General features: G+C 67.9%; 22 protein-coding genes. 13 read left to right on the top strand and 9 right to left on the bottom strand.

What is annotated here, in order from left to right; translation table 11 throughout:
- Positions 1 to 47: 47 nt before the first annotated feature.
- Together ACTXPP_RS04040 and ACTXPP_RS04035 are read right to left on the bottom strand one after the other, a co-directional pair.
- Positions 48 to 620: a GNAT family N-acetyltransferase gene (locus tag ACTXPP_RS04040; protein ID WP_443341011.1), complete on the bottom strand. Its 573-nt coding sequence runs from the start codon at positions 618 to 620 to the stop codon at positions 48 to 50.
- A 15-nt stretch (positions 621 to 635) separates the two neighbouring features.
- The gene (locus ACTXPP_RS04035) at positions 636 to 1,625 is read right to left on the bottom strand and encodes an aldo/keto reductase (protein WP_443341010.1); all 990 of its coding nucleotides are present in this window, start codon (positions 1,623 to 1,625) and stop codon (positions 636 to 638) included.
- A 352-nt stretch (positions 1,626 to 1,977) separates the two neighbouring features.
- Between ACTXPP_RS04035 and ACTXPP_RS04030 the strand changes: the two genes are divergently transcribed.
- The 9 genes from ACTXPP_RS04030 (at position 1,978) to adhP (ending at position 10,439) form a co-directional block, all read left to right on the top strand.
- On the top strand, positions 1,978 to 4,014 hold the full coding sequence (locus ACTXPP_RS04030; protein WP_301520440.1) for an FAD/NAD(P)-binding protein: 2,037 nt from the start codon (positions 1,978 to 1,980) through the stop codon (positions 4,012 to 4,014).
- A gap of 2 nt (positions 4,015 to 4,016) precedes the next feature.
- On the top strand, positions 4,017 to 4,700 hold the full coding sequence (locus tag ACTXPP_RS04025; RefSeq protein ID WP_073884060.1) for a DNA-3-methyladenine glycosylase: 684 nt from the start codon (positions 4,017 to 4,019) through the stop codon (positions 4,698 to 4,700).
- 118 nt (positions 4,701 to 4,818) lie between these two features.
- Positions 4,819 to 5,610 (top strand): class I SAM-dependent methyltransferase, encoded by a 792-nt coding sequence (locus tag ACTXPP_RS04020; RefSeq protein ID WP_052302574.1) that lies wholly within the window; start codon positions 4,819 to 4,821, stop codon positions 5,608 to 5,610.
- Entirely contained in the window at positions 5,603 to 6,079 is a 477-nt protein-coding gene (locus tag ACTXPP_RS04015) for a cupin domain-containing protein (protein ID WP_052302432.1), read from the top strand. The genes ACTXPP_RS04020 and ACTXPP_RS04015 overlap by 8 nt, the downstream gene beginning before the upstream one ends.
- A gap of 17 nt (positions 6,080 to 6,096) precedes the next feature.
- Positions 6,097 to 6,846, top strand: a complete 750-nt coding sequence (locus ACTXPP_RS04010) for a helix-turn-helix domain-containing protein (protein WP_014008701.1) — start codon at positions 6,097 to 6,099, stop codon at positions 6,844 to 6,846.
- A gap of 37 nt (positions 6,847 to 6,883) precedes the next feature.
- The gene (locus tag ACTXPP_RS04005) at positions 6,884 to 7,627 is read left to right on the top strand and encodes an MTB12 C-terminal domain-containing protein (protein WP_014008700.1); all 744 of its coding nucleotides are present in this window, start codon (positions 6,884 to 6,886) and stop codon (positions 7,625 to 7,627) included.
- 6 nt (positions 7,628 to 7,633) lie between these two features.
- Positions 7,634 to 8,365, top strand: coding sequence for an ABC transporter ATP-binding protein (locus ACTXPP_RS04000; RefSeq protein WP_014008699.1), 732 nt, complete (start codon positions 7,634 to 7,636; stop codon positions 8,363 to 8,365).
- A complete protein-coding gene (locus ACTXPP_RS03995; protein ID WP_041629720.1) occupies positions 8,362 to 9,165 on the top strand; it encodes a hypothetical protein in 804 nt (267 codons plus the stop codon). The genes ACTXPP_RS04000 and ACTXPP_RS03995 overlap by 4 nt, the downstream gene beginning before the upstream one ends.
- A 248-nt stretch (positions 9,166 to 9,413) precedes the next feature.
- Positions 9,414 to 10,439, top strand: a complete 1,026-nt coding sequence (gene adhP, locus ACTXPP_RS03990; protein ID WP_301520719.1) for an alcohol dehydrogenase AdhP — start codon at positions 9,414 to 9,416, stop codon at positions 10,437 to 10,439.
- Between the two features lie 123 nt (positions 10,440 to 10,562).
- Here adhP and ACTXPP_RS03985 read toward each other — a convergent pair whose 3' ends face one another.
- Positions 10,563 to 10,913 carry a YdeI/OmpD-associated family protein gene (locus ACTXPP_RS03985; protein ID WP_301497339.1) on the bottom strand — a complete coding sequence of 117 codons (351 nt, stop codon included), beginning with the start codon at positions 10,911 to 10,913 and terminating at the stop codon, positions 10,563 to 10,565.
- A 122-nt stretch (positions 10,914 to 11,035) separates the two neighbouring features.
- Here ACTXPP_RS03985 and ACTXPP_RS03980 point away from each other — a divergent pair, with 122 nt between their 5' ends.
- Positions 11,036 to 11,581, top strand: coding sequence for a hypothetical protein (locus ACTXPP_RS03980; RefSeq protein WP_301497341.1), 546 nt, complete (start codon positions 11,036 to 11,038; stop codon positions 11,579 to 11,581).
- A gap of 23 nt (positions 11,582 to 11,604) precedes the next feature.
- On the opposite strand, the gene ACTXPP_RS03975 is transcribed toward ACTXPP_RS03980, so the two are convergent.
- Positions 11,605 to 12,039 carry a VOC family protein gene (locus ACTXPP_RS03975; RefSeq protein ID WP_301520718.1) on the bottom strand — a complete coding sequence of 145 codons (435 nt, stop codon included), beginning with the start codon at positions 12,037 to 12,039 and terminating at the stop codon, positions 11,605 to 11,607.
- Between the two features lie 84 nt (positions 12,040 to 12,123).
- On the opposite strand from ACTXPP_RS03975, the gene ACTXPP_RS03970 reads away from it, so the two are divergent.
- The gene (locus ACTXPP_RS03970) at positions 12,124 to 12,879 is read left to right on the top strand and encodes a DUF418 domain-containing protein (RefSeq protein ID WP_301497343.1); all 756 of its coding nucleotides are present in this window, start codon (positions 12,124 to 12,126) and stop codon (positions 12,877 to 12,879) included.
- Here ACTXPP_RS03970 and ACTXPP_RS03965 read toward each other — a convergent pair.
- A complete protein-coding gene (locus tag ACTXPP_RS03965; protein WP_301497345.1) occupies positions 12,876 to 13,682 on the bottom strand; it encodes a hypothetical protein in 807 nt (268 codons plus the stop codon). The two genes, ACTXPP_RS03970 and ACTXPP_RS03965, sit on opposite strands and share 4 nt — an antisense overlap.
- Positions 13,679 to 14,938, bottom strand: a complete 1,260-nt coding sequence (locus ACTXPP_RS03960; protein ID WP_301497347.1) for a cystathionine gamma-synthase — start codon at positions 14,936 to 14,938, stop codon at positions 13,679 to 13,681. Before ACTXPP_RS03960 ends, ACTXPP_RS03965 begins: the two co-directional genes overlap by 4 nt.
- A gap of 138 nt (positions 14,939 to 15,076) precedes the next feature.
- On the opposite strand from ACTXPP_RS03960, the gene ACTXPP_RS03955 reads away from it, so the two are divergent.
- A complete protein-coding gene (locus ACTXPP_RS03955) occupies positions 15,077 to 15,733 on the top strand; it encodes a sugar O-acetyltransferase (protein WP_301520717.1) in 657 nt (218 codons plus the stop codon).
- A 123-nt stretch (positions 15,734 to 15,856) separates the two neighbouring features.
- Positions 15,857 to 17,998 (top strand): hypothetical protein, encoded by a 2,142-nt coding sequence (locus ACTXPP_RS03950; RefSeq protein WP_443341004.1) that lies wholly within the window; start codon positions 15,857 to 15,859, stop codon positions 17,996 to 17,998.
- Between the two features lie 34 nt (positions 17,999 to 18,032).
- Here the strand turns inward: ACTXPP_RS03950 and ACTXPP_RS03945 are convergent, their stop codons facing one another.
- The 3 genes from ACTXPP_RS03945 to ACTXPP_RS03935 are packed head-to-tail and all read right to left on the bottom strand — an operon-like array spanning position 18,033 to position 21,640.
- Positions 18,033 to 18,896 (bottom strand): energy-coupling factor transporter transmembrane component T family protein, encoded by an 864-nt coding sequence (locus ACTXPP_RS03945; protein ID WP_301498549.1) that lies wholly within the window; start codon positions 18,894 to 18,896, stop codon positions 18,033 to 18,035.
- Between the two features lie 3 nt (positions 18,897 to 18,899).
- The gene (locus ACTXPP_RS03940; protein ID WP_443341002.1) at positions 18,900 to 20,660 is read right to left on the bottom strand and encodes an ABC transporter ATP-binding protein; all 1,761 of its coding nucleotides are present in this window, start codon (positions 20,658 to 20,660) and stop codon (positions 18,900 to 18,902) included.
- On the bottom strand, positions 20,657 to 21,640 hold the full coding sequence (locus ACTXPP_RS03935; RefSeq protein ID WP_301525680.1) for a DUF8171 family membrane protein: 984 nt from the start codon (positions 21,638 to 21,640) through the stop codon (positions 20,657 to 20,659). Before ACTXPP_RS03935 ends, ACTXPP_RS03940 begins: the two co-directional genes overlap by 4 nt.
- Between the last annotated feature and the right edge of the window lie 38 nt (positions 21,641 to 21,678).

The raw sequence follows: 21,678 nt of genomic DNA, 5'->3' as shown, positions 1-21,678 counted from the left end.
GGGTCTCGGGTCGCCCGGAATTCTGTGTGCCGGGGTGCTGTGGGACGCTAGGTTGCGTCGAACCCCGGGTGGTAGGTGACCACCGCCTGTGGATAGGACGCGGCGCCGGCTCCGCCGCCGTCGAGCCGGAGTGCCTGGAAGTAGGCGGAGTTGTCCGGGTCCAGCCCGGCCATCGTCAGTCCCTCGCGTTCCGCGAAGCCGAAACGCTGGTACAGCGAGGGTTCGCCGAGCAGGACCGCACCGGTGGCCTCCAGGTCGACCAGGGCGTCCACCACCGCCTTGACCAGGGCAGAGCCGATTCCCTGGCGTTGGAACTCCGGGTGCACCGACATCGGGCCCAGCCCGTACCAGCCCTCAGCGGGTGGGTCGAGGGTCACCGGGGAGGCCGCGACGTGGCCGACGATGCGTCCGGCATGCACCGCAACCAGGGACAAGGTGAGCGCTTCGGCGTCCCGCAGGGCGTCGATGATGGCCGCCTCCGTGCCGGAGGTGTGGTCGGCGGTGGCGAAGGCCTCGGCGGTCAGCGCGTGGATGGCACCGATGTCCTCCCCGTCGGCGCCTTCGGGACGGATGACGGGGTAGTCGTGCTCGACAGTGTCGGTGGTGTAGTCGGTGCCCATGGTTGAAGTTTACCTTCAGAAACCAGTCGAGGCACTGTCCAATCTGCTGATGTTCTCATCACTGAGCTGCAGTGTCGTCGCCGCCAGCAGCGGGGCAACCTGCTCGACGGTGCGCGCCGAGGCGATGGGCGCGGTGACCCCCTTGGCGATCAGCCAGGCCAGTGCCACCGAGGACGGTTCGACCTCGTGCTCGGCGGCGATGTCGCGGACGGCCTCGACCACGGCGAAGGGGTCGGGGGCGTCGGCACTGTCGTCCCCGAAGTAACCCGCGGCCATGCCCTCACGGGCGGCCCCGGCGATGTCCTCACGGCTGGCGTACTTGCCGGTCAGCAGGCCTGAGGCCAGCGAGAAGTAGCTGAACACACCCACGCCGTACTCTTCGGCGACGAGCCCGTAGCCCTCCTCGTAGTCACTGCGGGCCAGCAGGCTGTACTGCGGCTGGACCGCGAGCGGGATGGCCCGGTCCAGCTCCAGTTCGCGGGCGGTCTCGTAGAACTCGCGGATCCGGTCGGGGGTGTAGTTCGACAGGCCGAGGAAGCGCACCTTGCCGGAATCGATCAGTTCAGCGGCGGTTTTCACCTGGTCGGCGATGGACACCGACTCATCGTCGTAGTGGTAGTAGTAGATGTCCACGTGGTCGGTCTGCAGTCGCTGCAGGGAACGCTCGAGGTTGGCCAGCACGGTGTCGTGTGCCAGACCCGGCGCGTCCTGGATGGCGCCGACCTTCGTCACCAGCACAACGTCCTGCCGGGTGCCACGGTCGGCCAGCCACTGGCCGAGGACGGTCTCGGACTCGCCGCCGGAGTGCCCCTCGGCCCACTGGGAGTACATGTCGGCGGTGTCGATGACCGAGCCGCCGCCAGCGAGGAAGGCGTCGAGCACGGCGAAGGACTCGTCGGCGTCGGAGGTCCAGCCGAAGGTGTTGCCACCCAGGCTGACCGGCGCGACCTTCAGGTCGGTGCCGGGGATCTCGACGCGGGGAACGGTCGTTGTCGATTCAGTCATGGAGTCCACGCTACGCCCGTGACCCCCCGGCCCGTCGGACCGACCCGAACGCCACCCGACGACTGCACTGCGTTCCAGTGTGAACTCACGGTGCCCCGGGCGGCGCCGGAAGACGATGGGGAACAGGTGCAGGATGTCATCGTAAGTGGGCGGCTGGTCAGTGTAGATGACCAACATCTGGGTGATATCCGGCCATCTACACTGACCAGCTGACCGTTTACGATGCCACTAGATATGAGCCAGGTAGATATGAGCCAGGTAGATATGTGCCAGGTAGATATGTGCCAGGCTGACTGCCCGACAGGTTTCCCTCGCGTCAGCACCCCTCAACCTGGCTTCCCTCTGGATTACCATGAGCTACATGCCCACGCTCGCGATCATCGGAGGTGGTCCGCGCGGCATCTCCGTCCTGGAACGGATCGTCGCCGCGGCCCCCACCCTGCCCACCAGCCTCCCGCTGGACGTCCACCTCGTCGACGACACCGAACCCGGCGCCGGACGGGTGTGGCGGACCGACCAGACCCGCACCCTGTGCATGAACACCCTGGCGGACGCGGTCACGCTGTTCACCGAGCCTGGTTCCACGGTGGCCCTGCCGGTTCTCGAGGGCCCCACGATGTACGAGTGGATCCAGCTGCACCGGGGTGAGCCGTTGGAAGCCACGGTCGACCCGAACGGGGCGAAGAGTGCCCTGGTGGCGGCACATCCGGCGGCGCTGCCGGAGGCGTACGCAGCGGAGTTGGCCGCCGCCGTTCCAGAGTCCCACCCGTCGCGTGCGCTGTACGGCGAGTACCTACGCTGGGTGTTGTCGGTGGTGCTCGAGCTGGCCGCCGGTCCCGCCGCCAGCGAGGACGGCGGACGGGTCACCGTGACCCTCCACACCGCCACGGCCACGGAGATCAGCAGCGAGGATGCTGCTGACCGGATCGTCCTGTCCACCGGCGAGGAGATCCTCGCCGACGCCACCGTGCTCGCCCTGGGCTGGACCGACACCACCGACGATGCGATGGAGGCCTTCACCGACACCGCCGTGTCGACCTACCCCGGTTTGACGTGGGTGCGCCCCGGAAACCCCGCTGACCAGGACACCTGCAGCATCGACTCCTTCGCCGATTCCGGCGAGGAGGTGCTCGTGCGAGGGTTGGGGATGGGTTTCTTCGACGTGATGGCAATGCTCACCATCGACCGGGGAGGACGCTTCGTCCCCGATCCGCAGTCCCGTTCCGGGCTGACCTATGAGCCCTGCGGCGCTGAACCGCACCTGCTGGTGGCATCCCACCACGGATACCCCTACCAGCCGAAACCTGTGTACGGTACCTTGCCGCCGGCCGCGGTGATGCCACGGTTCGCCGCTGCGAAGGCTGCCGTGCCCGCTGATGCCCCGGCGGATTCCGTCGATTTCGACGCCACCCTGTGGCCGGCGATCCTGCGGGACGCCCAGGAGGCCTACTACCGGGTGCTGCTGGGCAGCGGGTCGGACCAGGATCCGGAGCCCCTGGACCAGGTCATCGCCGTGATCGACGCGCCGGACGCCGACCCCTGGTCGCTGCACACCGACCCCCGGCTCGACGGTCTGGTGACGGCGGAACAGCGCTTCGACCTGCCGTTCCACGCCGATCCGGTGGCACGGTTCGCGGCGAACGGTATCGCCACCGGCCCCACCATCGACGAGCTGACCGCCATGATCGCCGACAACCTGGCCCTCGACCTCACCGAGGCGTTGCGGGGCCGGGACTCCGCGGTGAAGGCCGGACTACAGGTCATCGGGTCTGCCCGAAAGCCCGCCGGGATCGTCGACCAGCCGAACCGGTACACCACCGCTTCCCGGCGCGGCGGCCTGGCAGAGCTCAAGCGGGTCGGCCAGATGGTCGGGTCCGGCCCGCCGGCGTTCCGCACCGCCGAACTGCTGTGCCTGGTCGACGCCGGCTACGTGCGCTTCCTGGGCGCGCACCCGACCCTGGTCGTCGACCCGGAGCAGCCGGCCTTCGCCATGAGTTCGCCGACCACCGGTGACGAGGCGGTGTTCTCCACCACGCTGGTGGACGCCTGGCTGCACAAGCCGGACGCCCGGACCTCGGCCGATCCGCTGACCCGACAGCTGCGGCTGGCCGGGCGACTGCGTCCCTTCACCCTGGCCGACGGCTCGGTGACGACCGCGCCGGAGGTGGATCTGGCGACAGGTCTGCTGGTGCACCCGGACGGCGAGGTGGATCCGCGGGTCCACATGCTGGGCATTCCGCTGCTGGACTACCGGGCGGACATGACGATCTCGCCGATGCCGCGGACCGATCCGCTGATGCTGCAGGAGACGGACGGGGCGGCGGTGTCTGCACTGCGGATCGCGCAGAGCTCGCCGGATGTGCAGGGCACGCAGGATTCTCGGGGCTGAGCATGCTCGACCTCACCGCGTCCCCCGAGGTTGTGGCGCCGCAGCTGCTCGGCGCAGTGCTGCGTCGGGTGACTCCTGACGGCGTCGGCGGCACCGACACAGTCGCCGTGCAGCTCACCGAGGTCGAGGCATATCCGGGGGTCGGGGACCCGGCGTCCCACACGGCCAAGGGGTGGACACCCCGGTGTGCGACGATGTTCGGCCCACCGGGGCACATCTACGTCTACGCGAGCTACGGGATCCACCGGGCCGGCAATATCGTGTGCCGGCCGGCGGGGACCGGCGCGGGGGTACTCATGCGGGCCGGGCGCGTAGTCGAGGGGCTGGAGGTCGCGCGGCGCCGACGGAGGAAGGTGAAGGACGGGGTGGCCGTGGTTCCCACCGATGAGGCACTGGGGCGCGGGCCGGGGAATCTCGGCGCTGTGCTGGGCCTTGACCTGGATCTCGACGGCGCGACATTGGCGGTGGTCAGTGGTGATGCCGCCGCCGACGCCACCTTCACCCTCACTCCCCCGGCGTCCCCGGCGGACTATGTCAGCGGCCCACGGATCGGCATCTCGAAGAATGTCGAGGCACCACTGCGGTTCTGGATCCCCGGCGACCGGACCGTGACCACGCCACGGGGGCGTCCGAAGGGTATCCGACCGCCACCACCCCCGGAGTCAGGTGAGGTATCCCACACTTAGGTTCTCCTGCCTTCATGTCGGTTATTATGAGCATGATCATCCTCATAAATAGCCGACCACATCGCCGACGGTGCCGTCGGCGCTACCGACGGAGGTTCCTGTGACCGACACTCTGCCCATGTCCGAACGGCCCATCGAGGATCTGCCCGGCCACTGGCTGCTGGCCCGGCTCGGCAAGCGCGTCCTGCGCCCCGGCGGCCGGGAGCTCACCGAACGGCTCATCACCGCCGCGTCCACCGCCGGCAAGGACGTCGTCGAGCTGGCCCCCGGTCTCGGCAAGACCGCCAAGCTGCTGCTCGACACCCACCCGGCGTCCTACCGCGGTGTGGACGAGGACGCCGAGGCCGTGACCCTGACCAACCAGGCCATCGGCAACGCCGGAGAGGTCACCGAGGCGAAGGCGGACGCCACGGGCCTGGACTGCGACTCCGCCGACGTCGTCCTCGGCGAAGCCATGCTCACCATGCAGGGTGCGAAGGGCAAGGACGCCATCGTCGCCGAAGCCCACCGCGTGCTGCGTGACGGCGGCCGCTACGCCATCCACGAGCTCTGCCTCGAGCCCGACACCCTCGACGACGACGCGAAGACCGAGATCCGCAAGGCCCTCGCCCGCTCCATCAAGGTCAACGCCCGCCCGCTGACCACCGAAGAATGGACCGACCTGCTCACCTCCCACGGCTTCACGGTCGAGTCGGTGCAGCACAACGGCATGGAACTGCTCAAGCCGCGGCGCAACCTCGCCGATGAAGGCCTGAAGGGTGTGGCCACCATCGTGGTCAACCTGCTGCGCAATCCGGGCGCCCGCAGGCGCGTCCTCGGGATGCGCAAGGTCTTCAACAGGTACAGCGACAACCTCGCGGCCATCGCCGTCGTCGCAACGAAGAACCCGACAGGAGAAGATAATGAGTGACACCCCCGGCAGTGTCCCCGCGGACGCTCTCGTCGACGACCGGTCCGGCGACGGCTGGACCCTCGTCGACGGCCTGCTGGACGCCCATCCCGGTACCGTCCCGCTGGCCGGTGACCGCCCCCACCAGCGCCGCAAGCGGGCGATCCCCGCGGCGAAGAAGCTGGGCGAGCTCGAGGGCGTCACCGCCGTCCGTCTCGCATTCCGCGCCGGTGACGTCATGGCCGACCACTCCGCGGTCTGGCCGATCCTCATCATGGGACAGTCCGGCCGTGTCGAGGTGACCGTCGCCGGTCCGGACAATGCCGACCTCTCCGGGGAGGACGCCGCCACCGTGGAGCTCGCCCCGGGCGCCGCGCTGAATGTCACCGCCCGACGCGTCCACTCCCTCACCGCCACCGAGGCGTCCACCGTCACCCTGCTCGTGCTGCACGGCGGCGCAGATGCCCCGGTTTCCGACTCCGATGAGTGAGGGGGCAGGATCATGACATGAGTTCCGTCACCGAGCCGTCGCCCCGCGGTCGCGTCCTCGCCGCTGTCGAGGACGCCCACACCCGCACCGGGGACGCCGTGACCGCCGCCGAGCTCGCCGACACCCTGGACCTCCATCCGTCGACCGTGGGGTTTCACCTGCGCAAGCTCCTGGACGCCGGCCAGATCGTCGAAGGGTCGGCGGATACGACTGACAGGCGCGGCCGCCCTCGCAAGCGCTACCGTCCGGCTCCTGCGACACCGACCGACACCCTGCTGATCGCCCTTGTGGAAGCGCTCGCCGACACCGACGACGAGCGTGAGGAACGGGCCGCACAGGCGGGCCGGATCTGGGCGTCCAGTGTGGTGGGTTCTGCGGTCGATTCTCCGGTCGGTTCTGCGCTGGACGCCGCCGATCCGCTGGACGCCGCAGCTGCCGTCCTCACCGCGCTGGGCTTCGAGATCCAGTCGATGAGCAGCATCTTCGGTACCAGCGAGATCCGGGTGTGCTCCTGTCCGCTGCGGATCCTGGGGCAGCGTCATCCCGAGGTCGCCCGTGGTATCCAGCGCGGTGCCGTGGAGTTCGCCCTCACCGGCCTCGCAGGTTCCACCGGATCCACCGCAGCCGGAACGTCGGACGGCTGGACCGTGACATCCCGCCCCGACCCCCGTTTCGGCGACTGCGAGGTCGCGCTCCGCCTCGCACCCACAGCCCCCGCGTCCACCGCCCCCACTGTTCTCCCTGTCCCCACCTCCCCCACCAACTGACACCCCGGGTCCGAGCCCGGGGAGAACGGAAACCCCGATGCCCGGACCAGCCTCCACCGACCTGAAAAGCCGGACCACCGTCCTCGTCTCTGTCCTGTGCGCCGCACTGGTCACGGCAGTGATCATCACCGTCGGCGTCATCGCCCTGCAGCGCTCCGGCGGGGACGGCGACACCACGGTGCCGGTCGGCTCCGGCGGGCAGTCCGCGGAATCGCAGGCGCCTGCCATGTCCAGCTCCGCCCCCTCCACATCCTCTGCAGCACCGTCGGCAACGCCCTCAAGGTCCGCCTCGGGATCGGCGTCCGCCCCGGCACCCGATGCATCGACCGGCGCAGCTACCGGCGGGGCCTCGGCCGGCGAACCGGCGGAAGGCAGAGGAAGCACCGGCGATACAGCCGACGCAGGCACCACCGACGGCACAGACAGCGTCCCCACCCCGGGCACCGACGAACTCACCGACATCGTCCACCTGCTCACCGCGTCCGACGCCTCCGACGCCGAGAAGGAGAAGTACCTCGAGTCCACCGACGCCCTCATCGTCCCGCAGACCGTCTCACGCGTCGGACTCTTCCGCGCACCCCGCGGCGGATCCGAGATCACCGGCCCCGTCGAACGCGACGGCGACACAGTCACCGCCCACCTCAACGCCTGGTCACAGGGAATACCCGATGTGTCGTTGCCGATCACCTTCGTCTACCGCGACGGAACATGGCGACTGTCCAGCGCCTCGGTCTGTACCGGCGTCCGCACCGTCGGCCTGCCCGTCTACTGCAACGCCTGAGCCGCCATGATCACCACCACCGACCTAACCTGTACCTTCGGACGGCGCCGACCTGTCACCCCGCTGCGGGGCATCACCCAGACCTTCCCCGACGGCCGGGTCACCTACGTCCTCGGACTCAACGGCACCGGCAAGTCCACCCTGCTGCGTCTGCTGTGCGGGGTGCGGCGTCCCACCGCGGGGCGCGTCCTCGTCGACGGGAGAGCACCGGACGCCTGGCCCGCCCCGGGGCGCCGGACCGGCATGTTCCTCGACACCGCCGCCGTGCACCCCGGCCACACCGGACGCCGTCACCTCCGGTGGCTCGCCGCCGCCTCCGGGCTGGACGCCGCCGAGGCCGACCGTCGGCTCACCGACGTGGGGCTCGACGTTGTCGCCGATGACGCGGTGTCCGGGTACTCCCTGGGGATGCGCCAGCGTCTCGGCATCGCCGGCGCACTGCTCGGCGACCCGCCCAATGTGATCCTCGACGAGCCGCTCAACGGCCTCGACATCGCCGGGGTGCTGTGGCTGCGCCGTCTGCTCCGTGGACTGGCCGCCGACGGGCGGTGCGTCATCGTCGCGAGTCACCATCTCAGCGAGGTCGAGCTGTCCGCGGACGCCGTCATGCTGCTCGAAGCCGGACACACCGTGGCCGCCGGTCCGCTCGACGAGGTGCGCGGGGAACATTCCAGTCTGGAGGACTCCGTGGTCGCCCTCGTCCCCCGCGCGGCCGGTTCTGCGGAGGTGCGGCGATGAGTGCGTTCCTGCGTAGTGCCCGGGCCGAGGCCGTGCGTCTCGGCGGACGCCGGGGACCGCTGCTCCGGGCGTCCCTCCCCCTGGGTCTGGTCCTCCCGCTGCTGGTCAGTGTTGTTGTCGCCGCCGTCGCAGAGAAGCTGCACGGCGATCCGGGAGACGGGTCCGGTGGACTCGGCGAGGCCCTGATCCGGGTCCGCGAGGTAGGCACCACGAACTCGCTGTACTGGGTGATCTCGTTGGGGATCACGGTGCATGCGGTGGTCGCGGCCTACGCCCAGGCGACGTCCACCCGCGGTGCGGTCGGTGAGCTGCGACGGCACCTCCTGCCCCGTATCCGGTGGGATCTTCCCGCGCGCTGGGCCGTCACGGGTGCGGTCGCGGCCCTGTCTTCGCTGGTGGCGGTGGTCACCCTGCTCGTGACGCTGCCGGCACTGTTCCCGGGTGTGTACGGGACGGTGTCCATCGGGTCGGACGCCGGGCTGCGGTTCCTGTGGACGGTGCCGCTGTACGCGGTGGCCGCGTCCGGCATCGGGGTGGGGGTCGGCGCACTGGTGCGGGTGCCGGCAGCTGCGGTCGCTGTGCTGACACTGTGGTCACTGCTCGTCGAGAGCGCCCTGGTCTACATCCCGAAGGGTGCCGACCTGCTAGGGTGGATGCCCTTTCTCAACGGGCAGTACGCGACGGGGCAGGATATCGCCCTGGAACCGGCCTGGGGACCGGACGGCGCGCTGCTCTATGTCTTCCTCGTTGCTGCAGGGCTGGTGGGCACCGGAACAGTGGCACTACGAAAAATACTGTGACGACATAACAGGTGACCGTTCGGCGGTACCTGATGGCGATACTGTCAGCAAAATCACCCCCGGCACCCCCCGGAGGTCAGAATTGTGGAATACATCACATCCACTGAAAAAGGTGTGTCTGACGTGGTTCTTTGCAGGAAAGATCCGGCGTGGCCGGCGCAGATCCGGTGCAGAATGCTCTGGTCGTCACAGCGGGGGTCTTGTTAGCGTCCCATCACACCTTTTCCCCAACCGGAAGGATCTGCCCAATGACCGATACGTTCACCGGAGCTGTCGTCGAGGAGTTCGGCGCCCCCGTCGTCGTCAAGGACGTCGAACTGCCCACTCCCGGACACAACCAGGCTCTCGTCAAGCTCATCGCCTCCGGCATCTGCCACACCGACCTCCACGCCGCCCACGGCGACTGGCCGGTCAAGCCTGAGCCCCCGTTCGTTCCCGGCCACGAAGGTGTCGGTGAGGTGGTCGAGCTCGGCCCCGGCGACCACACCGTGAAGGTCGGCGACCTGGTCGGCAACGCCTGGCTCTGGTCCGCCTGCGGAAACTGTGACCAGTGCCTGAAGGGCTGGGAGACGCTCTGCCCCAACGCGGAGTACGGTGGATACACCGTCAACGGCTCCTTCGGCACCTACATGCTCGTCGACACCCGCTTCGCCCCGCGCATCCCGGAGGGCTCCGACCCGCTGGAGGTCGCCCCGATCCTCTGCGCCGGCGTCACCGTCTACAAGGGCCTCAAGGTCTCCGAGACGAAGCCCGGCCAGTTCGTGGTCATCTCCGGTGTCGGCGGTCTCGGCCACCTCGCCGTGCAGTACGCCAAGGCGATGGGTATGCGCGTCATCGCCGTCGACATCGCCGACGAGAAGCTGGAACTGGCGAAGAAGCACGGTGCGGAATTCACCGTCAACGCCGCCGAGGTCGACCCGGCCGAAGCCGTCGAGGAGTACACCGACGGCGGTGCGCACGGCGTCCTCGTCACCGCGGTCCACCCGCAGGCCTTCGGTCAGGCGATCAACATGGCCCGCCGCGCCGGAACCATCGTATTCAACGGCCTGCCCCCGGGAGACTTCCCGGCCCCGATCTTCGACATCGTGCTCAAGGGTCTCACCATCCGCGGATCGCTCGTCGGCGACCGTCAGGACCAGGTCGAGGCGCTGGACTTCTACGCCCGGGGGCTGATCAAGCCCACGGTGAAGTCCTGCAACCTCGAGGACATCAACGATGTCCTCGAGACCATGGAGCAGGGCAAGATCGACGGACGTATCGCGATCAAGTACTAGCCGGTACCGACCGGCACCAGTCGGTACCCACTGGTACTGACCGCCCCCCGACTCCCGACCGACACGACACTGACCCGCGGTTACCACCTCCGTGTCGGTCCCATCCGGACGGTACGAACCTGACTACGCCGTCCCTGTACGCTCCCGGTGCTTGCACCCGGGCCAGCAGCAGGGGCGGCGTCGTCCGTCCTCCAGTTCCTCACAGGTCCGACGGATCCGGCGGGCGCGGGTCTTCGACTGCTTGGCGTCCTCGACCCAGCAGATGAACTCATTGCGACCCAACGGGGTGCAGTTCTCCCAGAGTTCCAGGACGCTGCGGGCCACCGACGCGCTGCCGTCGTCGCCCTTGCCACGGTGCCCGCCGAGAATCGCCGCGCGCAGGTCATCGGGCATCCCGTGGACCACACCCCCGGAGACGGTAGCGGACGAGGCTACGGAAGCTGCAGAAGCTACGGAATCTGTCGCATCGCTCATGAACCTCACGCTACTCCCTGGCCCAGCAGAATTGATACAGAGCAACCTCCGTCGGTCGGACCGGGGCACCAGGCCGAGCCGCGATAGTATATAGCTTACACATAATTCTGACCTGGAGAATCATGCGTATTCACCCGGCCTTTCACGAGGTTTTCGGCGAGCGCCAGCCGCTCACCACCATCATCGCCGTCCTCGTCGGCGGAACGTTGGCCACCGCAGCCCTCGTCACCTGGGACCTCACCACTTTCACCGCTCCCGCGTGGTGGCGCACCCTCTTGGCCGTCATCGTCATCTGGGACATCGCCTGCGGCTGCCTGGCCAACGTCACCCGCTCCACCAACGACTACTACGCACAGCGCCCCCTGCATCGACGCGTTTTCCTTGCCGTCCATGTGCATCTGGTCGTCGTCTCCCTGCTGCTGGGCGCACCATTGGCGCCGACTGTCGCACTCTGGGCATTCACGATCGTCGCGGGCTTCGTCGTCAACTCGCTGGCCACCTCACCCCAGCAACTGCTCATCGCGGTGTCGCTCTTCCTGTTCCCCCTGATCGCCAGTCCCTTCGCCTATGACTCGGACCCCGTCATGGTGGGCGTAACCCTCCTGTTCTCCGCGAAGATCATCCTGGCGTTCGCCGTCGACCACTCGCACGCCGCACACGAGCGGTGAGATAGCCAGCAGCCACCACCCCGTCAGTCGAGGCAGAACTCATTGCCTTCAATGTCCTGCATCACTTGACAGGACTCGTTCTCACCGTCCGCCGGCAGCAGTCGCACCCGGCGAGCGCCCAGCTTCTCCAATCGGGACGCTTCGCTCTCGAGCACCGCGAGCCGCTCGTCGCCGACGAGTCCGGCACCGACCCGGACGTCCACGTGGACCCGATTCTTCGTCGTCTTGGGCTCGGGAACTCTCTGGAAGAACAACCGCGGGCCGACCCCCTCGGGGTCCTGACATGCCCAGAATGAATTGTCGTCGTCACCCGGGCTGGCCTCGAAGTAGCTCTCCCACGTGCGGAAACCCTCCGGCACCGCCGGATCGACGTAACCCAGTACCGCCTTCCAGAACCCGGCAACTCTTCTCGGATCTGCGCAGTCGAACGTGATCTGTATCTGCCGTACGGTGCTCACGGCCGGTCACTTCCTGTGCCTCCTGCGCCTCCTGCACTTCCGGCCCCGAGGATCTCGAGGTAGTGAGGGTTCGTCATCAGCCCGATGATATTGCCGGCCGGGGCGATCTATGCCCTGGTGACGATCTCCCTGGTCGTCAGTGCGGCATTCCTGGACCGGTCAGACTTCATGCCCGGCACCGACGAAGCGCTTGTCTCGGCAGAGGAAGGGACCCAGGCGATGCTCCGATCCTTCAGCGATATCGTGGGCCAACACATGGATGGCCTCGGACTCCTCGTCATCCAGGCCGCCTCGCTTCAGGGACCGACCGCGCTGGCGATGTTCCTGCTGGGCATGGTCGCCGCCCGGCGGAGACTGTTCTCGGACCTGGGCAATAGTCGTCCACAACTGCTGCGTCGAATCCAGTGGGTCGGATTCCCGGTGGGCGTGACCGGCGGACTGGTCTACGCCTGGCTCGGTGGCGACGCCGACACGGTGGCCACGACAGTCAGTGTCGTGACCGCCCCCTTCCTGAGTGCCGCCTACGTGGCGACACTGGTGCGGATTATGCACTCGCCCCGGGCCACGTGGGTTCGCACGGCGCTGGAACCGACCGGGCGCATGGCGCTGACGAACTACCTGGCCCAGTCCTTCGTCGGCCTCGTCCTGTTCACCGGGATCGGGTTCGGGCTCGCCGGCACGGTGTCCCCGGCTTTGCTGCTACTGGTGGCGATCGTCGTCTTCGCACTTCAGGCGGCCCTCAGCTCCTGGTGGTTGCGGCGCCACCGGTACGGGCCGATGGAGTATCTCCTGCGCTGCTTCACGAACTGGAACCGACCGGGAAGCGGGGTGCTGCATTAGGCCCGCAGCGCCTGAACCGCCCTCCACGTCGGGTCCGGCTCCGCGTCGAACGAGGACTCCCCGATGTCCCAGGTCGACGCCACCGCCCGCAGCGTATTCAGCACCGCCCGGTCACCGTCCGGGTCCACCACGCCGCCCACACCGGGCACCGACGAGTCCAGGTACATGTGCACTGTGACGATGTCACCGGTCCCGCCGGTCACCACCGGCCCGGTGGCTTCGGTGGTCACCACGGCAACGGTGCGTCCGGCGGCATTCTCGGCCAACGCATCGGCCAGGGCTTCCTGCACGACCAGGGCGCGCTCGTCGATCTGCGCGGCCGTCAGGTCGGACGACGCGACCAGGTCGACCTCCAGGGTCACCACCGCGTGCACATCGCAGGACGGCGCGACGGCGGGCGCCAGGGGCACCACGGTGCGGGCGGCACCGTCGGCGAAGGTCACCGTGGCCCACCCCGGCTCACCGTCCGGTCCCCGGGCCTCCTCGGCACGACGGGCCAACAGCGCGTCCAGCTCATCCAAGCCGATCGCCTCCACCGGCGCGGTGTCGGTGACCCCGACCTCGCCGATCCAGGTGGCGACCTGACCGGCACCGAGCACATCGTCCAACATCAGCCGCGCTGCGCGCACGTCCGGCACCGCACCCTCGTCCGGCCCCTGCCCACCGAACAGGGCACTGCGCAGCGCGGCAGTGGCCGCCGACCCCCAGTTCGGGTGCCACACAGTGACATGCACCAGACTGTGGCCGGTGCGCACCGACACCCGGCACGCTGACGGGTCGTAGTCCAGCTCGCCAACCTTCACAGTGCGTCCAGCGCCTGCTCCAGATCGGCGAGCAGGTCATCGATGTTCTCGATGCCGATGGAGATGCGCACCAGGTCGTCCGGGACCTCCAGTGCGGAGCCGGCGGCGGACTGGTGGGTCATCTTCGAGGGGTGCTCCAACAGCGATTCGACACCACCGAGGGACTCGGCCAGACAGATCAGCCGGGTGTTCTCGCAGAACGACAGGGCGGCGTCCTCACCACCGGCGAAACGTACCGACACCATTGCACCGAAGCCGGACATCTGCGTCGCGGCGACGGCGTGGCCGGGGTGACCCGGCAGGCCCGGGTAGGCCACGGTGTGGACCTCGTCGCGGGAGTCGAGGAACTCGGCAACGGCCTGGGCGTTCGCGCAGTGGCGGTCCATGCGCACACCCAGGGTCTTCACCCCGCGGTAGGCCAGGTAGGCGTCGAAGGGGCTGGGCACCGCACCCACGCCGCCCTGCAGGAACAGCAGCTCACCGTCGAGGTCCTCGTCGTCGGTGACCACCACACCACCGACGACGTCGGAGTGCCCGCCGATGTATTTGGTGGTCGAGTGCATGACCACGTCCGCACCGAGCTCCAGTGGTCGCTGCAGGTAGGGGCTGGCGAAGGTGTTGTCGACGACGAGCTTCGCCGCGGTTCCGGCATCCTTGAGTGCTGCGGCGGTGGCGGCGATGTCGGTGATCGACAGCATCGGGTTGGTGGGGGTCTCCAGCCACACCAGCTTGGTCTCCGGTCGCAGCGCGGCAACGATGGATGCGGTATCGGTGGTGTCGACGACGGAGAGCTCCACACCCCAGTCACGGAAAGTGGTATCCAGCAGACGGAAGGTGCCACCGTAGGCGTCGTCGCCGAGGATGACGTGCTCGCCGGGCTTCAGCAGGGCGCGCAGCAGGGTGTCGGTGGCGGCCATGCCCGAGGAGAAGGCGCGGCCGAAGCGGGCACCCTCCAGGGCGGCGACGGTCTCTTCGAGGGCGGTGACGGTGGGGTTTCCGCAGCGGGAGTATTCGAAACCGCCGCGCAGCTGGGCGACGCCGTCCTGCGCATAGGTGGTGGAGGCGTAGATCGGGACGTTGATCGCACCGGTCTGTCCGTCCGGCTCGTAACCGGCATGGATGGCGTTGGTGTCGAAGCCGTGGGGGCGGCCGGACGCATCGGTCAGCCGATTGCCGGCGGCGCGGCGGGCGGCGGTCCCGGCATCGGCGCGGGACTCGTGCTCGGCCGGGCGCTCGGCGTTGTCAACACTGGTCATCGGTGGTTCTCCTGTTACTGCCGCCTACTGCTGCACTGCGGCTCACTGCGCGACACACTGTGGTGGGTTTCCGCCGACAGCCTAGCAGACCAAGCGGTCTAGGATTCGCCGGGGAGGCCTGTTGGCATACTGGGCTCCATGGCCGACACCCCTGCATCCCCTGCTGCGCCTTCATCGGCGCCTCCGTCCAACCCCTCCGACCCGGCGGCCGCGGTGCGCGCCGAGACCGCCGCCGACTCCCGCACCATGTGGCAGCGCATGGTCGACGGCGAGCTCTACCACGCCTCCGATCCAGAGATTGCCGCCGCATCACTGGCGGCCCGTTCCGCATGCTTCCGCCTGGCACAGACCGACCCGGCCGACGAAGCCTCCCATGAGGCGCAACTGCGTGACCTGCTCGGCACCGTCGGGCAGGACGTCACGGTCTGGCCCGGGCTGAAGGTCGACTACGGAACGAACGTCCACCTGGGTGACCACGTCTTCATCAACGTGGACGCCACAATCCTCGACGTATGCCCGGTGACCATCGGCGACAACTGCCAGATCGGCCCCGGCGCGAAGTTCCTCACCCCACTGCACCCGTTGGAGGACCACGCGCTGCGCGCGACCGGCTGGGAGTACGGGGCCCCGATCACGCTGGGGAAGAACGTGTGGTTCGGCGGCGGGGTCACGGTGTGCGCCGGGGTGTCCATCGGCGACAACACCGTGGTGGGGGCCGGCTCCGTGGTGACCCGCGACCTTCCGTCGAATGTGCTCGCCGTGGGAACGCCGGCGAAGGCGGTCCGGGAGCTGTAGGACGCCGCCCCAGTCACCCGGGGGTATACAGTCGGGGGCATACGGGACGAGTCGGTAACGTCGCCGTGCGCTGCACAGATAAGGTGCTCGACGTTATTGTTCTTGCCCCTGAAAGGCTGCCGAATGAGCACCTCCTCCCGCCACCGTTCCCCGGGTCGTTCCCGGGGCGCCGGCCGCGCCACCAATCCCTCCTCGAAGAAGTGGCGCACCCGCGTCCTCGGCCTGGGCGCTGTGGTCGCCCTCGGCGCCGGCATTGTCGTCGGGCCGTCAGCATCGGCCCAGGTGTCCCTCGGTAGTGACTTCAGCATGGACGAGTTCAGCGACCTGCTGAACAACGAGATGATCCTCGACTACCTCGAGGTCTGCCAGAACGGCGCCGCCGCCGGTGAGGGCGCCAACGTCGCTGAGGCTGCCGACACGGATGTGCAGCCGGTCGCCGTGGCCGACTGTTCGCAGGCCACCGGAGACGGCCTCGCCATCGTCATTCCGGAGAAGATCGAGCTGGGCAATGCCGCGGAAAACGTGACCATTGACCTGGGCGATGACGTCAAGATCTTCGGTTACACCTACAAGTTGGGCGAGCGGAACCTCTTCGAACTCATCAGTGCCGCAGCCCTGGGCAGCGGGACCATCAAAGACATCGCAGAGGGGCTAGGGCTGCCGCGGGTCGACCCGACCAAGCTCGGCGAGTACCGCTCCTACGAGCAGGTGCAGAAAGACGCTGCGCTCGAAGTGAACATGGTGACGGAGCGCAACTGCATCGGATTCATGGTTGGCAGCAGGTGCGTGGGTTGGTGGGATGAAAAGACTTACGACAAGAACCGCGAGAAGCGCGAGAACGCCATGAAGATCGCCGAGTACCTCACCGGTGAGAAATACGACTACGCCAAGCCAGTCGAACTCCCGGATCTGAACGATTCGAGCCCGCGCGGCACCGCCACCACCGTCGGTGACGGCATCACCGTCGCCGCCGCCATGCGCGACGGCAACGCCCTGGCCGAGGCAAAGAAGCTCTTCGGCCTGCCCTCCGCCGCCATCTCCGGCGCCGACGGCGGCCGAGCCTCCATCTCCCACTCCACCCTGGGCCTTTCCACAGCGCTGAACATGGACACCAACGAGATCGGCCTGACCTGGTTCGGCCAGGCTCTGGATCTGACGAAACTGAAAGAACTCGGGATTGACGAGTACGCCGGAGACGAGGCCATGGGAATGCTCGACACCGCCGAGAACCTCGAGATCCCCGCCCTCAAGGAGGTGTCCTGCTTCGGCGTGTACACCACCGCCACCGCCGAGGGCCTGGGTTCCTGCACCAACATCCTGGGCACCTTCGACCGCTACGAGGACCTGCGCGACCCGGTCGTCGGCGAGTCCCGTCAGAAGCAGTGGGGTCTCACCGACCTCTCCTCTCTCGTCCTCGGCAACGACGCCCTGGTCAAGCAGCTCACCGGCGACACCGAGGAAACTCCCTTCCTCGACGACCTGATGGACAACATCACCAGCGAGGACGACCGCCTGAAGTTCGCCAAGGACTTCGTGCGCTTCACCCAGAACGTGACCACCGAGGAGATCGAGGTCCCGGTTCTCGACGAGAACGGCGATCCGGTCACCAATAACGGGGAGCAAGTCACGGAGAAGCAGACCCGCGAAACCACCGCCGCCTGGCTGACCTCGGACTACGGTCTGCGTGATCCCGTCACCGTGGAGTGGCTCGGTCACCGCGTCGTCTTCTTCCCGGCCGTCGACGTCAACGGCACCTCCCGTCCGAATCTGCTGAGCCTGCCGCAGATCGAGAAGATCACTGATGACGCCGACACCGGCCTGCTACCCAAGGTCAGCCTCGTCACCTGGGACAACGCCTTCGGCCTGGGCACGGTCACCCTCGACGTCCTGACCCGTCCGGACCGGATCTTCACCAACTGGGCCGAGAGCGTCACCCTGCCGGACGACCTGAAGTACGTCGGTGACCTGCTGGGACTCAGCGGTTCCGAGAACGCCGAGCAATCTGAGGCGGCCGAGGACGAAAAGGAAGCGGAGGGCACCGATTCCACGGAGACTGAGTCCCCCGCTTCCGCGTCTTCCACGCCCTCCTCCCCCGCTCGTATTTCCACCCAGGAGCTCACCGAGGAGCAGGCACCGTCCAGCAGCGCCCCGGAGCCCCCAGCTGAAGACCCGACTACTCCGTCGGCCGCCGAGGGCACCCCCACGCCTTCGGAGGCTCCGACCGAGGACCCCTCCGACGAGGCCGAGGACACCACGACCGACTAAGGGAAGGACGGGGCCTCGTCCCCGTCCTCGGCCGTCAGAGCCAGAGCGCCAGAGCGACCAGACCCAGGGTCACCAGGATCACCGCGACGTCGAGCACGCCGATCTTCAGATAGCGCAGCCGCAGGTCACGGCCGGTCTTGTTCTCCGCGGCGTACGTGAACCCGCGGGCCTCCAAAGCCTCCACGGTGGTGCGCACCGACTTCGCCGTGTTCAGCATGATCGGGTAGAAGGACTTCACCACCAGGGTGCACCAGTGGATCAGCGCCCTGATCTTCAGGAGGTCCTTCCCCTGCGGTGGCGCACTGCGCAGCCGGAATCCATCGAAGACGGTGGTGTACTCCTCGACGATGATCGGTAGCATCCGGTAGCCGTAACTCACGCCGAAGGCGAGCAGGACCGGGGCCCGCATCGCCAGCAGAGCATCCGACAGCTTCTCCGGGTCGAGCGAGACGAACGCCGCCATCGACGCCAACGACACCGCGCCGAGCTTCATGTTGAGCTCCACCAGGGCCCACAACGTGCCGGAATCGCCCCCGAAGAACAGGGACACCACCAGCAGTGAGAGCACCTGTCCCACCAGTCCAATCACGAACAACCCCAGGATCAGCGGCCCCACCCTGGCGAGGAACACGCTGACCACGCCGATGGCGAACAGGGCGGTGAGGCTCGCCGTGTCATGGGTGAACCACGGAGCGACGGCCAGGATCAGGTACCAGACGATGACCGCCCGGGGATCCATCGCCGCGAACAGTCCGCCGCGGGTGGCGTACGCGGTCCGGAGAAGTTCCAGCTTGATCCACTCGGCGCTGAGGACGTCGTGAGTCTTACGCTCCCGGCGCCGGTCCTGGTGCGCGTCGATATCTGCTTCATGCGCTGAATGTGCTGTCTGTGTCGCCATGACCTACACCTGCTCCTTCTCTTCCACGGTGGCCAGACGGTCCACCAGTTCATCCACCGACAGCGGGACGGGATCCATGCCCAGCTCCACTCCCAGTTGCGCGACCTGCGGGGGCACCAACCGGGCCCGGGTGACCAGGTCCACATCGGCGAAGAGTTCACGCGGGGTGACGTCCGCCAACACCGTGCCCTCCCCCATCACGAGGACCCGCGTCGCCCAGTCGGCCACCAGCTGCATGTCGTGGGTGGCCACCACGGCACAGCGGATGGTGTCCGCCAGTTCGGCGAGCATCCCGATGACCCCGTCCCGCGACCGGATGTCCAGGCTGGCGGTCGGTTCATCCAACAACAACACCCGTGGACGCATCGCCAGGCCGATGGCGATCGTCGCTCGGCGCTGCTGCCCGCCGGACAGGGCCCGGCCGTCCCGGTCCGCCATCTCGCGGAGGTTGACCCGGTCGATGACCCGGGTGGCGATGGCCTCCGCATCAGGGATCCTCCGCCCGGTGGGGAACAGCTCGACATCCTTGCGCACCGACTCGGTGAGGAACATCCGTTCCGGGTGCTGGTACAGGTACGACACCAGGTCAGCCAGCTGGGCAGCGGAACGCTTCCGGGAGTTCACCCCGCAGACCTCCACCGTGCCGGAGCGCGGGACGATCAGTCCGGTCAGCAACTTCAGCAGGGTGGACTTGCCGGCCCCGTTGGAGCCCACGACGGCGACGCGTTCCCCCTCGTGCAGAGTCAGGTCGATGCCGTCGAGCACCGGGGTGATGCTGCCGCCGACGGACCGGTAGCCGTGGCGCACGCCCTGCAGTCGGGCGATGGAGTCGGCCGCGGCGTTCGCCGTGTGCCCCCGGATAGGTGGGTTGGACGGGTTGGTTGCCCCGGACGAGACCGTCGGGGACGCAGCGGCGTCGGGCACCATGTCATGGGTCCCCACCAGACCGTCCTGCCGTAGCTGGTCGGCGGCCTCCGCCACTGTCAGCGCCGGCTGGCCCACCCCGATACGACGACCGATGTCGGTGACCGTCGGGGCCGGGATACCGTGTGACTCCAATTCCCCGGCCCGGGCCATCGCCTCACGGACCGGAAGGTGCCACACCGGGGCACCGTCGTTCATGAGGATGACCGAGGAGGCGTAGCGGGCGATGAACTCCGCGTGGTGTTCGATGGCGATGATCGTCGTGCCGACCTCACGGTTCAGCTTCTCCAGCTGCCGGTAGGTTTCCTCGGCACGGGCCGGGTCCAGTTCAGCCACCGGCTCGTCGACGATGACGACCTCCGGACGCAACGCCAGCACGCTGGCCAGCGCCACCAGGTGGGCCTGGCCGCCGGACAGCTGCCAGACGAACCGTTCGGAGAGTCCCTCGATCCCCAGCTGGGACAGTGCTTCGTCCCGCCTCTGCCCGAAGTCCTCCAGTCCGTAGTTCACCGGACCGAAGGCGACCTCGTCCCGCACGGTCGGACGGACCAGCTGGTTCTGGAAGTCCTGGTAGACGTAGCCGACGGTACGGGACAGTTCGGCGACGGTGGAGTCGAAGGTGTCGATGCCGTTCACCCGGACGCCGCCGGCGAACTCACCCGACCAGTAGTGCGGGATCATGCCGTTGAGGGTCTTGCACAGGGTGGTTTTTCCGGATCCGTTGCCGCCGACGACGGCCACGAAGTCGCCCTTCTCGATCGTGAGGTTCACGTTGCGCAGGGAATCCACCTCCGCGCCCGGGTAGCGGAAGGACAGGTCGGTGATCTGGATGAAGTTCACTGCGTCCCACCCTTTTTCCCGCTCTTCTTCTGGGACACCCGGAACAGCAGTACAGCCAGGGCGAGCACGACCGCGACCGCGGCGACCGACACCCACAGGACACCGTTGCCGTACTCGCCGAGGAAGTCCGGCGACCATTCGCCGGCGCTGACGTCGAACGCCTCGAGGAAGGCGAATCCGAAGGACGCCACCGACAGCAGGACGGCCACCGCCACGAAGGCCGCGTTACCACGGGCCTGTCCCGGAGGACGCTCACCAGGCTGGCGCGGACGTATGCCCATCAGTGGCTCGATGCGTCCGTGCAGGCGGGGGATGATCCACATGGCGGGGATCGCACCGAACAGGATGCCGCTGGTCACCAGGTCGGTGACGAAGCCGACACCCTCGACGACCAGGATCGACTCCGGGAGGCCGGAGACGTACTCGGCGTCCTCGACACCGATCCACACCTTGGACAGGTCGACGACGGCGGACAACAGCTTGTCGATGCCGATGATGACGATGGCACCGATCCAGATCTGCGGCACCGAGGTCACCCTCCGCACCAGCGAACCACCGATGTAGATCCCGAGGAACATCTGCAGGTAGCCTTCGACCTCCGCCAGTCCGGAGAAGTCACCCATGAGCAGGTCGGTGAACACGATCTCGCCCAGCGGGGCGCCGAGTGCGGCCCAGAACGGGGAGAACAGCACTGCCATGGTCAGCGGGATGAAGATCATATTGGAGATGGAGATGTCCACCGGGCCGACCTGGATGTCCGGGATGAGCTCGAGCATGATGTTCGACAGCCCGAACAGGGACATGGACAGCACGAACACCATGAGCTTCTGCGGGGTGGTCAGCTCGATGATTCCGTTGGCACCGCGGGTGCGCAGGGTGCCGCGGCGCCCTGCCTGGTCGGCGCGGTCGGGGCGGGCGGGGGAAGGGCGTGTGGCAGTTGACGGTGATGAAGGGGAGGACGGTGATGACGGTGAAGACATGGTCGTGTCACTTTCTCCGGTGGGGGCACCGGGGCGGA

It is taken from the genome of Candidatus Corynebacterium faecigallinarum (assembly GCF_052264515.1).
In the GTDB taxonomy this organism is placed as follows: Bacteria; Actinomycetota; Actinomycetes; order Mycobacteriales; family Mycobacteriaceae; genus Corynebacterium; species Corynebacterium faecigallinarum.
The sequence above is the reverse complement of the archived record's forward strand: the minus strand, read 5'-3'. Positions and strand labels throughout refer to the sequence as shown.